The sequence below is a fragment of the Enterobacter asburiae genome (genome assembly GCF_024599655.1).
GTDB classification, from domain to species: domain Bacteria; phylum Pseudomonadota; class Gammaproteobacteria; order Enterobacterales; family Enterobacteriaceae; genus Enterobacter; species Enterobacter asburiae_D.
In genome coordinates, this window is the sequence record NZ_CP102247.1 from 2472172 (window position 1) to 2484218 (window position 12047).

12 protein-coding genes are annotated in these 12047 nt (G+C 57.6%); 3 read left to right on the forward strand and 9 right to left on the reverse strand.

Features of this window, described 5'->3' with window-relative positions; translation table 11 throughout:
* The first annotated feature begins 163 nt into the window (after positions 1–163).
* Positions 164–1357: an efflux MFS transporter YdeE gene (gene ydeE / locus NQ230_RS11670; protein WP_121423711.1), complete on the forward strand. Its 1194-nt coding sequence runs from the start codon at positions 164–166 to the stop codon at positions 1355–1357.
* Between the two features lie 46 nt (positions 1358–1403).
* Here the strand turns inward: ydeE and zinT are convergent, their stop codons facing one another.
* The 8 genes from zinT to NQ230_RS11710 form a co-directional block, all read right to left on the reverse strand.
* Positions 1404–2045, reverse strand: coding sequence for a metal-binding protein ZinT (gene zinT, locus NQ230_RS11675; RefSeq protein ID WP_121424387.1), 642 nt, complete (start codon positions 2043–2045; stop codon positions 1404–1406).
* 52 nt (positions 2046–2097) lie between these two features.
* Entirely contained in the window at positions 2098–2796 is a 699-nt protein-coding gene (gene urtE, locus NQ230_RS11680; protein ID WP_257257792.1) for an urea ABC transporter ATP-binding subunit UrtE, read from the reverse strand.
* A gap of 9 nt (positions 2797–2805) precedes the next feature.
* Positions 2806–3603 carry an urea ABC transporter ATP-binding protein UrtD gene (gene urtD / locus NQ230_RS11685; RefSeq protein WP_257257793.1) on the reverse strand — a complete coding sequence of 266 codons (798 nt, stop codon included), beginning with the start codon at positions 3601–3603 and terminating at the stop codon, positions 2806–2808.
* Positions 3603–4676 carry an urea ABC transporter permease subunit UrtC gene (gene urtC / locus NQ230_RS11690; protein ID WP_252029846.1) on the reverse strand — a complete coding sequence of 358 codons (1074 nt, stop codon included), beginning with the start codon at positions 4674–4676 and terminating at the stop codon, positions 3603–3605. The genes urtD and urtC overlap by 1 nt, the downstream gene beginning before the upstream one ends.
* Complete coding sequence (gene urtB / locus NQ230_RS11695) at positions 4676–6250, reverse strand: urea ABC transporter permease subunit UrtB (protein ID WP_257257794.1); 1575 nt, start codon at positions 6248–6250, stop codon at positions 4676–4678. The genes urtC and urtB overlap by 1 nt, the downstream gene beginning before the upstream one ends.
* Positions 6251–6274: 24 nt before the next feature.
* Positions 6275–7546, reverse strand: coding sequence for an urea ABC transporter substrate-binding protein (gene urtA / locus NQ230_RS11700; RefSeq protein ID WP_014883816.1), 1272 nt, complete (start codon positions 7544–7546; stop codon positions 6275–6277).
* Positions 7547–7748: 202 nt separating this feature from the next.
* On the reverse strand, positions 7749–8852 hold the full coding sequence (locus tag NQ230_RS11705) for a cobalamin-independent methionine synthase II family protein (protein WP_121423708.1): 1104 nt from the start codon (positions 8850–8852) through the stop codon (positions 7749–7751).
* Between the two features lie 156 nt (positions 8853–9008).
* Entirely contained in the window at positions 9009–9422 is a 414-nt protein-coding gene (locus tag NQ230_RS11710) for a rhodanese-like domain-containing protein (RefSeq protein WP_023335689.1), read from the reverse strand.
* Positions 9423–9495: 73 nt separating this feature from the next.
* On the opposite strand from NQ230_RS11710, the gene ftrA reads away from it, so the two are divergent.
* Positions 9496–10503: a transcriptional regulator FtrA gene (gene ftrA, locus NQ230_RS11715; protein WP_257257795.1), complete on the forward strand. Its 1008-nt coding sequence runs from the start codon at positions 9496–9498 to the stop codon at positions 10501–10503.
* 478 nt (positions 10504–10981) lie between these two features.
* Positions 10982–11518 (forward strand): dihydrofolate reductase family protein, encoded by a 537-nt coding sequence (locus NQ230_RS11720; protein WP_257257796.1) that lies wholly within the window; start codon positions 10982–10984, stop codon positions 11516–11518.
* 165 nt (positions 11519–11683) lie between these two features.
* On the opposite strand, the gene NQ230_RS11725 is transcribed toward NQ230_RS11720, so the two are convergent.
* On the reverse strand, positions 11684–12046 hold the full coding sequence (locus tag NQ230_RS11725) for a hypothetical protein (RefSeq protein WP_121423705.1): 363 nt from the start codon (positions 12044–12046) through the stop codon (positions 11684–11686).
* Position 12047 lies beyond the last annotated feature (1 nt).

Sequence of the window (12047 nt, forward strand, 5' to 3'; positions counted from 1 at the left end):
AACACTTCAAGGTAACAGAAAAAAGCGGGCGGCGAGAAGATCATTAATTCTGGCAGTCAGGCGAAGCACTTAGGGATAAATTAGGCGCTATACAAGCCCCTTATGTCGTGATAATCCTTTTAGGACACAACATAAAAAGCATAAGCATTTGTCGGGCAGGAATATGAAACCATCTCTCAGGCGCTCAACCGCAGCGCTGCTGGCATCGTCATTGTTATTAACCATTGGTCGAGGGGCAACGCTGCCGTTTATGACCATTTATCTCACGCGCGTCTACAGCATGAGCGTCGAGAATATTGGTTATGCCCTGACGATTGCGCTGACTATCGGCGTGGTGTTCAGCCTGGGATTTGGCATTCTTGCCGATAAGTTTGATAAAAAACGCTACATGCTGATCGCGATCGTGGCCTTTATCGCCGGGTTTGTCGCGATCCCGCTGGTTGATAACGTCACGCTGGTGGTGCTGTTCTTTGCGCTGATCAACTGCGCCTATTCCGTCTTTTCGACGGTGCTGAAGGCCTGGTTCTCCGACGTGCTCACCACGAGCCAGAAAGCGCGCGTCTTCTCGCTGAACTACAGCTTCCTGAACATTGGCTGGACGATCGGACCGCCGATTGGCACCCTTCTGGTAATGTACAGCCTGCAGCTGCCGTTCTGGCTGGCGGCCTTCTGCGCCGCGCTGCCGCTTGGATTTATCCATTTCTTTGTGCAGAAAAGCGTTGCGCTGGATACCGCCGAGGAGAAGATGCCCTGGCAGCCGTCGGTATTGCTGAAAGACCGCGCGCTGTTCTGGTACACGCTGTCCGGCCTGCTCGCGTCGTACGTCGGCGGATCGTTTGCGACCTGCATTTCACAATATGTTCTGGCCGCGCATGCAGACAGTGATTTCGCCGAAAAGGTGGTCGCCGTGGTATTGCCCGTCAACGCCGCCGTCGTGGTAACGCTGCAATATGCGCTGGGTCGTAAGATCTCTGCCAGCAATATTCGCCCCCTGATGACCCTCGCCACCCTGTTTTTTATCGTGGGGCTGGGGGGCTTTATGCTCTCCGGGGAAAACCTGGTTTACTGGGGCATCGCTGCCGCGATTTTTACCCTGGGTGAGATTATCTATGCGCCGGGCGAATACATGCTGATCGACAACATTGCCCCGCCGGGGATGAAGGCAAGCTATTTCTCCGCGCAGGCGCTGGGCTGGCTGGGCGCGGCGGCAAACCCGATGATCACCGGCATTATCCTGACCAACCTGCCGCACTGGTCGCTGTTTGTCATCATGATGGTCGCCATCGTCATTGCGTGGCTGATGATTTTGCGTGGCATGAGCGTGAAGGCGTGGTGCGAGTCGCCCAAAGCGGCGTAGCAAATGTAGGCCGGGTAAGGCGCAGCCGCCACCCGGCAATAAAGCATCAGTGGTGCAACATCTCCTCCACCACCTGCTTTTTGTACATCTCATTCGGATAATAGGTCGGCCAGTTATCCATCTCTTTCAGCAGCGCCTCGTGGGAGGTGTTGCCCATGAAAATATGGAAGTGGGAAGAGGCCTTCGGCGCGATGGTATGGTCGCTGAACTGCACGAACTTCGGTGCCTTGCTGCTGGCGTCCTTACACTCAAACAGGTAGCGAACGCCTTTTTTGCCCGATGCGTAGGTCAATATTTTGTAGCCGCTGTAATCATAATGACAGCGGCTGACCGCTTTGCCCTTATGAAATTCCATCACGTTATTTTCGATGCCGATGGCATCCACGTCCGTCGCATAACCTGTCCGGTAATACGCTTTAACCTCGTCAAAGGTTTTGCTTTTGTCTTTCTGCGCTTTCTGCTTAAAGACCGGATCCAGCGAGCCGTCCAGCAGGAACGGATAGACCGACTGCCAGGTCCCGTCCCAGTCAGACAGCGATCTGTCCTTCACGTCCTTATCCTCAAACACGCCGCTCGCCGCTTTTTGTTCCGCTTCGGTCATCTGGTGGCCGTGCGAGTGTGCAAACAGCTGGCCGCTGACCAGCAGCGCCCCCAGAGTCATGGCAAATTTTCCAATATGTGCAGTCAACATAACATCCTCATTCCGCTTGATAAGAATGCGGATGTTATATTATAACATTTTAGATCGCAACCAGCCCGCGAACGCCCTCCTGCTCCATGTTCTCACCCCGTCCGCGCTGAATAATCGTGCCGCGCGACATTAGCAGGTAGCTGTCGGCCAGCTCGGCGGCAAAGTCGTAAAATTGCTCAACCAGTAGGATCGCCATATCCCCCCGGTCCGCCAGGGTGCGGATCACCTGGCCAATCTCTTTAATCACCGACGGCTGTATGCCTTCGGTTGGCTCATCCAGAATCAGCAGCTGCGGACGGCTCGCAAGGGCGCGACCAATCGCCAGCTGCTGCTGCTGTCCACCGGAGAGGTCGCCCCCGCGGCGGTGCTTCATCTCTTTAAGCACCGGAAACAGCTGCCAGATCTCTTCCGGCACCTGCTTCGCCTCGCGGGAGGAAAATCGCGACATCCCCAGCAGAAGGTTCTCCTCCACGGTCAGGCGCGGGAAAATCTCACGGCCCTGCGGAACGCACGCCACGCCAGACTGCACCCGCTGGTGCGGCCTGCTGTGGGTGATCGTTTTACCCTGCCAGACAATCTCCCCGGTCTTCGCCGGGATCAGCCCCATCAGACATTTCAGCAGCGTGGTTTTCCCGACACCGTTGCGCCCCAGCAGACAGGTGACCTCTCCGGTGACGGCCTCAAAGCTCACGCCGCGCAGGATATGGCTTCCGCCGTAGTACTGATTCAGTTCGTTGACCTGTAGCATCACCCCTCCTTAACGTCCCAGATAGACCTCAATCACCTGCTCGTTAGCCTGCACCTCGCGAAGCGAACCTTCCGCCAGCACGCGGCCCTGGTGCAGCACCGTGACGTGGTCGGCGATAGTCTCAACAAAGCCCATATCGTGCTCTACAACCATCAGGGAGTGCTTACCCGCCAGCGTTTTGAACAGCTCGGCGGTGTATTCCGTTTCCGCGTCGGTCATCCCGGCGGCCGGTTCATCCAGCAGCAGCAGGTGCGGGTCCTGTACCAGAAGCATACCGATTTCCAGAAACTGTTTTTGCCCGTGCGAAAGCAGCCCCGCGCGGCGGTCGCGCTCGCCGCTAAGGCGCAGCAAAACCAGCATCTCATCAATGCGGTCGCGCTGTTCACCGTTGAGCGTTGCCCGCAGGCTCGCCCAGACGGATTTATCGGTTTTCATGGCGATCTCCAGGTTTTCCCACACCGCCAGCGCTTCAAAAACGGTGGGTTTCTGGAATTTACACCCGATCCCCTGGCGGGCAATGGCCGCAGGCTCCAGCGCGGTCAGGTCGATGGACTGATCGTAAATCGCTCTGCCGCTCTTTGGCCGCGTTTTGCCAGTGATAACGTCCATTAGCGTGGTTTTACCGGCTCCGTTAGGGCCAATCACGCAGCGCAGCTCGCCCACGCCGATATTCAGCGAGAGATCGGTCAGGGCCTGAAACCCATCAAAATTGACGTTAATGGCCTCAAGCTGAAGCACCGGGTCGGTCTGTTCACGGTAACGATCGCCGGGCAACTGGCGGGTAAATAACCCTTCGGCTGGCTGCATTATTTATCTCCCTTTCGAAACAGACCATAGACGCCGCGCGGTAAAAAAAGCGTGACGGCGATAAAAATCAGCCCCAGAAACAGCTGCCAGTATTCCGGCATCGCGACGGTGAAGAAGCTCTTTGCACCGTTCACCAGCGCCGCGCCAATCACCGGACCGACCAGCGTGCCGCGCCCGCCCAGCGCAACCCAGATCGCGGCTTCAATCGAGTTCGTTGGTGACATTTCACCGGGGTTGATAATGCCCACCTGCGGGACGTAAAGCGCCCCCGCCAGGCCGCACAGCACGGCAGAGAGCGTCCATACCAGCAGCTTGAAGCCGCGCGGATCGTAGCCGCAAAACGTCAGGCGGTTTTCGGCGTCGCGAACGGCGGTCAGGATGCGGCCAAACTTGCTCTTCGCCAGCGCAAATCCGGTGCCTAACGCCAGGATCAGCAACAGCACGGTTGCCAGAAACAGCGCGATACGGGTGGTCGTTTCGGTCACCGAAAAACCGAGCAGCGTGGTGAAGCCGGTAAAACCGTTATTACCGCCAAAACCGGTTTCGTTGCGAAAGAACAGCAGCATCCCGGCATAGGTCAGCGCCTGGGTCATAATCGAGAAATAGACCCCTTTGATCCTGGAGCGGAAGGCAAACCAGCCAAACACCAGAGCCAGCAGGCCCGGCACCATCACAATCAGCACCAGCGCCCAGGCAAAATGCTGGGTTCCCCACCAGAACCACGGCAGTTCGCTCCAGGAAAGAAACGACATAAACGCGGGCAGACCGTCACCCGAGGCCTGGCGCATCAGGTACATCCCCATCGCATAGCCGCCCAGGGCGAAGAAGATGCCGTGCCCGAGAGAGAGCATCCCGGCATAGCCCCACACCAGATCCAGCGCCACCGCCACGATGGCATAGCAGAGGATCTTGCCAGTCAGCGTCAGCATCCAGGTCGACAGCGCCAGCGGATGCGTCGCAGGCAGTAAGGCGAAAAACGGTAATATCAGCAGACACACCACCAGCAGGCTGCCTGCCAGTTGCGTTGTGCGCGGCGCTTTGCGCGCCAGCGTTAAGGTCAGCGGCTGGCTCATCAGTCAATCACCCTCCCTTTCAGCGCAAACAGCCCCTGAGGGCGTTTCTGAATAAACAGCACGATCGCCACCAGAATCACGATCTTGCCCAGCACCGCTCCCATCTGCGGTTCAAGAATTTTATTGAAGATGCCCAGACCAAAAGCCGCGGCTACGCTGCCTGCCAGCTGTCCTACGCCACCAAGAACGACCACGAGGAAAGAGTCGATGATATAGCCCTGGCCCAGCTCCGGCCCGACGTTACCGAGCTGCGATAATGCCACGCCGCCTAACCCGGCAATCCCTGAGCCAAGCCCAAACGCCAACATATCGACGCGACCTGTCGGTACCCCGCAGCAGGCGGCCATGCTGCGGTTCTGCGTCACCGCCCGCACGTTGAGCCCCAGACGGGTTTTATTCAGAATGAGCCAGGTAAAGAACAGCACCAGCAGCACGAAGCCCAGCACCACGATGCGGTTCCACGGCAGCGTCAGGTTGGCAAAAACCTGCACCCCGCCGGAGAGCCATGCCGGGTTGGCCACCTCCAGATTCTGGGCGCCAAACGTCATGCGCACCAGCTGGATAATCATCAGGCTGATCCCCCACGTCGCCAGCAGCGTTTCCAGCGGACGACCGTACAAATGGCGGATCACGGTGCGCTCCAGCACCATCCCGATGCCCGCCGTCAGGCAGAACGCGACCGGCAGCGCGATAACGGGATAGAGCGCCAGCCACTGGGGCGCAATCCCTGCCATCGCCTGCTGCACCATCCACGTGGCATACGCGCCCAGCATCAGCATCTCACCGTGCGCCATATTAATGACGCCCAGCAGGCCGTAGGTGATGGCAAGCCCCAGCGCCGCCAGCAGCAGCACCGACCCCAGAGACAGCCCCATAAACGCCTGGCCCAGCAGGTCACCCCACATCAGACGATGCTGGATCTGGCTAAGGCTCTCCTGCGCGGCGTCGCGAACCCCGGCATCCGGCTCTGTCTGTGCCTGGGTAAACGGGGTAAGTCTGGACTCCACGTCCGGATCGTCAGACTGCCCTAATAATTCGACAGCCTTGCGGCGCACCTCTGCCTGCGGGCTGGCTAGCTGGAGATTCGCCACCGCCAGTAAAAGCGCATGACGAGCCACCGCGTCCGTTTCATCGTTTACCCGCTTTTTCAGAAAGGCGAGCATTCCGGGCTGGGCATCCCGCTGAAGCTGACGAGCCGCCGCCCGCCTTTCTGTGACACTGTCACTCACCAGCTGATGCGTAGCGATAGCCGTGGCGGCCAGAACCCGCAGCCGGTTGGTCAGTCGAACGGCTTTGGCTGGCCCTTCTGCCGCCTTAGCGTCACCGAGCGAGACCATTTGACCGTTGCGCTGCGCAAAGGCGTGCTTTTGACTGTCGGCATAGAGGTTTTCTTTTTGCAGTGCCTGCAGCAGCGGGAGCCTCGAGGCGTCCGGCGCGGCGGCCCACTGCGTCAACAGCTCCGCCTGCTGGCTGCGGCTGGCGGCAACAAAACGATCGGCATCCGATGCCTGCGCCATCCCTGGCAGCAGTCCGGAAAGCCATACAAGAGCGATGAACATGCGCATGGCGTTCATGACGTTTCTCCCTGCGGTGATGGCTTAGTTGCTGGCGGTTTTCATCGGCTGATCGGGCTTTTTATCGTTTCCGGCGATGAACGGGCTCCACGGCTGGGCGCGTACCGGCTGCTCCGTCTGCCACACCACGTTAAACTGGCCGTTGCCTTCGATTTCGCCGATCATGACCGGTTTATGAAGATGGTGGTTGGTGGCATCCATGGTGAGCGTAAAGCCAGACGGTGCCTTAAAGGACTGGCCAGCCATCGCCGCGCGCACTTTATCCACGTCGGTGGTCCCCGCTTTTTCCACCGCCTGCGCCCACATATGAATACCTACGTAAGTGGCCTCCATCGGGTCGTTGGTCACCACGGTATCGGCGTTCGGCAGCTTATGCGCTTTGGCATAGGCTTTATAGTCCGCCACAAAGGCCTGGTTGGTCGGGTTATCGACGGACTCAAAGTAGTTCCACGCGGCCAGGTTGCCGACCAGCGGTTTGGTGTCGATCCCGCGCAGCTCTTCTTCACCCACGGAGAACGCCACCACCGGTACGTCGGTTGCCTTCAGCCCCTGGTTAGCCAGCTCTTTGTAGAACGGAACGTTGGAATCGCCGTTGATGGTCGACACCACGGCGGTTTTGCCGCCTGCGGAGAATTTCTTGATGTTGGCGACGATGGTCTGGTAGTCGCTATGGCCAAACGGGGTATAAACCTCTTCAATATCCTTATCTTCCACCCCTTTCGAATGCAGGAACGCACGCAGGATCTTGTTGGTGGTGCGCGGGTAAACATAGTCCGTGCCCAGCAGGAAGAAGCGTTTCGCCGCGCCGCCGTCTTCGCTCATCAGGTATTCCACCGCCGGGATGGCCTGCTGGTTCGGCGCCGCACCGGTATAGAAGACGTTTGGCGACATCTCTTCGCCTTCATACTGCACCGGATAGAACAGCAGACCGTTCAGCTCCTCGAAGACCGGCAGCACGGATTTGCGCGATACCGACGTCCAGCAGCCGAACACTACCGCCACTTTATCCTGACTCAACAGCTGGCGCGCCTTCTCAGCAAACAGCGGCCAGTTTGAGGCCGGGTCTACCACCACCGGCTCCAGTTTTTTACCCAGCACGCCGCCTTTCGCGTTGATCTCGTCGATGGTCATCAGGGCGACGTCCTTCAGCGGGGTTTCGGAGATGGCCATGGTGCCGGAAAGAGAATGCATGATCCCCACTTTGATGGTATCGGCCGCCTGCACGCCAAAACTCATTCCCATTGCCACAACGGACGCGGATAACGCAAAGGCTTTTAATAAAGTACGACGCTGCATATTTTCACTCCTGAAAAAGAACGCTGTGCGAAAACGTCCGTTACGGCATGGACGCGGAAATAAAAGTGTCAGCGAAGCAGGAGCAAAAAGGATGCCAGAATGGAGGAAGCGCTATTGCAGGCGGTGGAACGCAGGATGTAAAGAGAACGTCTCAGAATGGCACAGCGCTGCACTTTTATAATGCAGCGCTGAGGAGGAGGTTTTACCAGACTTCGCTGGCGATCTGCGTGACCAGACGGATTTTGTCCCACTGCTGGGTTTCGCTCAAGCTGTTGCCCTCTTCGGTAGAGGCAAAGCCGCACTGCGGGCTGAGGCAAATTTGCTCTTTTGCCACGTATTTAGCCGCCTCTTCCAGGCGGGCTTTAACACCCTCAGGGTTCTCCAGCTCGCCGTTTTTGGTGGTAATAAGACCCAGCACCACCTGCTGCTTGCCCGGGCGAACAAAGCGCAATGGCGCGAAATCACCGCTGCGGTCGTTATCATATTCAAGGAAGAAGGCGTCAACGTTGACCGTGCCGAACAGCACTTCCGCCACCGGCTCGTAGCCGCCTTCGGAAATCCAGGTTGAACGGAAGTTACCGCGACAGACGTGCAGCCCGATGGTCAGATCGTCCGGCTTGCCTTCCAGCGCCTTGTTCAGGACGCGGGCATAGATGCGTGCCAGCTCATCGGCATCATCGCCGCGATCGCGGATCTGACGGCGCTGATCGTCCGAACAGAGGTAGGCCCAGACGGTGTCGTCCAGCTGCAGGTAACGGCAACCCGCATCGTAGAATGCGCGGATGGCGTCGCGCCAGGTGATCGCCAGATCGTCGAAATAGTCATTCAGGTCCGGATACACTGTGGCATCAATATCTTTACGGCCTCCGCGGAAATGCAGCACGCTCGGGCTGGGAATGGTCATTTTCGGCTGAGCATTGCCGCTGATGCTTTTCAGATAACGAAAGTCTTCCAGCATCGGATGGTCACCAAAGCCCAGCTTGCCGGTCACGCGCACGCCGTGGGCTTTGGTTTGTACTCCGTTGAACTGTATGCCCTGCTGTGAATCGTAACGCTCAACGCCCTGCAGACCGTCGAAGAAGTCGAAGTGCCACCAGGCACGACGAAACTCGCCGTCGGTGACCACATGCAGACCGCACGCGCACTGCTGCTCAACAACGTGGCGGATGGCGTCATCCTCTACCGCGCGAAGCTGTCCGGCGTCAATTTCGCCGCTAGCGAACTTCAGGCGAGCCTGCTTGATGGCATCCGGGCGTAAAAAACTGCCGACTACATCGGCGCGGTACGGGGCATGGTGTCGTTGCATGGAAATCTCCTCGGTCTGCCGGTATTAATTACCTGCAGTGATAATTCACTATTTGAATTTTTAGACTTCTGGATGTCTAAATGTCCAAAAAAGATGTCATACCTGTCCTGTTCCGGCAAACGAGAAAATTTCACGAATGTTGAAAAAAATTCATGTTCACAGCGCGGCGGCGGTTTCGCTGCTGGCAAAGGCGAACTTTTCATCTTCCCAGCCAGTGATGCCCCCGAGCATGATTTTGACGGGCAGCCCGAGGCGCGCCAGCTTGAGCGCGGCTCTGTCTGCGCCGTTGCAGTGCGGCCCTGCACAGTAGACAACGAACAGCGTGCCTTCAGGCCATTGGGCCATGCGCTCGGCGGTAATCTGGCTCCGCGGCAGGTGCAGTGCGCCAGGCACGTGACGCCGGGCAAACTGCTCCGGGCTTCCCACCACGTGCAGCAGCACGAAGTCCTGCTCATGGTTGACGATGGCGTGATGCACATCGGCACAGTCGGTTTCGACGCTCAGGCGACGCAGAAAATGGGTAACAGCTTCCTGCGGCTCGGCAGCCGGAAATTCAGTAACATAGCTCATGATCCTTCCTCATCTTTGGCGTTTGTGTTAACACTACTCTATCCACAAATTCAGCCCGTGAATGCGCTCGCTTATGCCAGAAAACAGCAAAAAGATGACAAACTTAAGACAAATTGCCCGCCCGAAAGTGGTGGTGCTGGCGTATGACGGTCTGTGTACCTTTGAGTTTGGCGTAGCGGTGGAAATCTTCGGCCTGCCGCGTCCCGAGCTGGGCGACGAATGGTATCGTTTTGCGGTAGCGAGCGTTGACAGCGGTGAACTTCGGGCGACAGGCGGGATCCGCATCATTACCGACGGGGATATCACCCTGCTTGAGTCTGCCGATCTGATCGTGGTGCCGGGCTGGCGGGGACTGGACTCACCGGTTCCGGATGCACTCTGCGGGGCATTGCGTCAGGCCAGCGCGCGCGGGTGTCAGCTGCTCTCTATCTGCTCGGGCGTATTTGTGCTGGCCGCTACGGGGCTGCTCAACGGGCGCAAAGCCACGACGCACTGGCGCTATATTGACGCGCTTAAAGCCAGCTACCCTGACATCGACGTGGTTGAGGATGTGATCTACCAGGACGAAGGCAATATACTGACCTCCGCGGGCAGCGCGGCGGGGATCGATCTCTGTCTGCACGTTGTGCGGAGGGATTTTGGCATGGAAACCGCCAACAGCGTGGCGCGTCGGCTGGTCATTCCCCCTCACAGGGATGGCTCTCAGCCGCAGCAGCTTAGCCGCCCGGTGGCGCAGCTGCGGGAGAGCCAGCGTCTCGGCCAGCTGTTTGATTTTCTGCACACGCATCTTATCGAGGCGCACAGCGTCGACTCGCTGGCGCGTCGGGTTGGAATGAGCCAGCGCACTTTCCTTCGTCGCTTCGAAGCGGCGACGGGGACAACGCCCGCACGCTGGTTGATCAATGAGCGCCTGCTGAGAGCGAAAGATTATCTGGAAAGCAGCCGGTTAAGCATCGACAGCATTGCTGAACAGACCGGGTTTGGTCAGGCATCGACATTGCGTCATCATTTTCGCCAGCAGTTTGCGCTTTCCCCGGCCCAGTATCGCAAAAAATTTTCACGTCCAGGTACTGCCCGCTAACGGTTGAGGGTTCCCCACAAAATAATGCCTGCACGGACGACCCCCTCTCCCTTGAGGGAGAGGGCTGGGGTGAGGGGGAACATACGGCTCTGGTGGTCATTCCGTTCACTTTATGTTCCTTGCTATTCTTTAACGACATAACCTGTGAACGTGCCAGGGTGGCTCAATCGCCACCACCCTGGCGACCCGGGCTCCCGGCGGTAAATCGCCGCTTCGCGGTGCCCTCAGCTTATTCCTTCAGGCTATCGGGTCGGGCATGAGCCTGCATCCCTGCAGGCCACGCCCTCTCGGCGCATCCTTGCGCCTCGCCCCGGCCTTACGGAAACGCTTCGGCGATTTACAGCCGGACCAGGGCATCGCTGTAAGTCAGTCATTATTCTGAAGACAGTCTTATTGCTTCAGAATACACGTTTACAAAGGAGCCCCTCTCCGCTAAGAGGAAGATTCATTTTTTAATTTTCGTAATACGGAGCACCTGATGGTTACCACACACGTTTTTATCGCGGTCAGTCTTGATGGCTACATCGCCCGACAGAATGACGATATCGACTGGCTGCTGCAGCGCGACGATCCGTCGGAAGATCATGGCTACGAGGCGTTCATCGCGGACAAAGACTACATCGTGATGGGACGAGGGAGTTATGAGAAGGTACTGACCTTTGACGCATGGCCTTACGATCGTCCCGTGCTGGTACTTTCCCGACATCTGGCCGATACGCCCGTGCCGGAGGCGCTGAGGGGCAAAGTGCAGTTCTCATCCCGCCCGCCAAAGGAGGTGCTTGAGGATCTCGCCGCGCAGGACGTTCATCGCGTCTATCTTGATGGCGGACAGGTGATCCAGTCGTTCCTGCGCGAGGGACTGGTAGCCGATATGGTGATCACGACCGTTCCTGTCCTGCTCGGGTCGGGAAAACCGCTGTTCGGAACGTTGTCCCAGGATATTGATTTGACCCTGGTATCAAGCCGCAGCTTCCCTTCGGGCCTGGTGCAGTCGCACTATCGGTTGACGCCATAAACCCACCGCGACGGCCTGCACGCAAAAAAAAACCGCCAAAAATGGCGGTAAATGCTTGCATGGATAGATTTGTATTTTGGTCTCTACGTCCCGACACTCCATGGCCGGGCTGCGGATCCCTTACAACCTAACACCTGTTGCCTTAACGAACGCTAAACAACCTTATTAACCTGCATGGGTATTAATCTGCAAATAACGCATAAGGCCCTGCTCAGCGCTCTGTTTTGCGTCGTCATTAATGGCTTCAAGATAAAAGGAGCGTGCGACACCATAAGGTGCTTTTTCAGAGGGATACACCGCGAACTGGAAGGTTTTTCCTCTTGCCTGATGAGTGCAATCTAATTCCCAACGCTGATCATTCACTTTTTTGCTGGCACAGGAAACGCCACCATAATCGCTGGTTAAATAGGAACCCACGCGAATTTCTGCAGACTGAATATATTCTGGTTCGTCATTACCTGCATAACGAACCCCTGCAACGGCTACAACAGCCACCGCCAGAAGCGCAAGCGCGACTATTTTTTTCATT

Excerpts from the sequence above, each read along its gene's own strand:
- NQ230_RS11705 (WP_121423708.1), bottom strand. The coding sequence starts at position 8,852 with ATGCAACGACACCATGCCCCGTACCGCGCCGATGTAGTCGGCAGTTTT.
- ftrA (WP_257257795.1), top strand. The coding sequence starts at position 9,496 with ATGCCAGAAAACAGCAAAAAGATGACAAACTTAAGACAAATTGCCCGC.
- ydeE (WP_121423711.1), top strand. The coding sequence starts at position 164 with ATGAAACCATCTCTCAGGCGCTCAACCGCAGCGCTGCTGGCATCGTCA.
- NQ230_RS11720 (WP_257257796.1), top strand. The coding sequence starts at position 10,982 with ATGGTTACCACACACGTTTTTATCGCGGTCAGTCTTGATGGCTACATC.
- urtE (WP_257257792.1), bottom strand. The coding sequence starts at position 2,796 with ATGCTACAGGTCAACGAACTGAATCAGTACTACGGCGGAAGCCATATC.
- NQ230_RS11725 (WP_121423705.1), bottom strand. The coding sequence starts at position 12,046 with ATGAAAAAAATAGTCGCGCTTGCGCTTCTGGCGGTGGCTGTTGTAGCC.
- urtA (WP_014883816.1), bottom strand. The coding sequence starts at position 7,546 with ATGCAGCGTCGTACTTTATTAAAAGCCTTTGCGTTATCCGCGTCCGTT.
- urtB (WP_257257794.1), bottom strand. The coding sequence starts at position 6,250 with ATGAACGCCATGCGCATGTTCATCGCTCTTGTATGGCTTTCCGGACTG.
- NQ230_RS11710 (WP_023335689.1), bottom strand. The coding sequence starts at position 9,422 with ATGAGCTATGTTACTGAATTTCCGGCTGCCGAGCCGCAGGAAGCTGTT.
- urtD (WP_257257793.1), bottom strand. The coding sequence starts at position 3,603 with ATGCAGCCAGCCGAAGGGTTATTTACCCGCCAGTTGCCCGGCGATCGT.
- urtC (WP_252029846.1), bottom strand. The coding sequence starts at position 4,676 with ATGAGCCAGCCGCTGACCTTAACGCTGGCGCGCAAAGCGCCGCGCACA.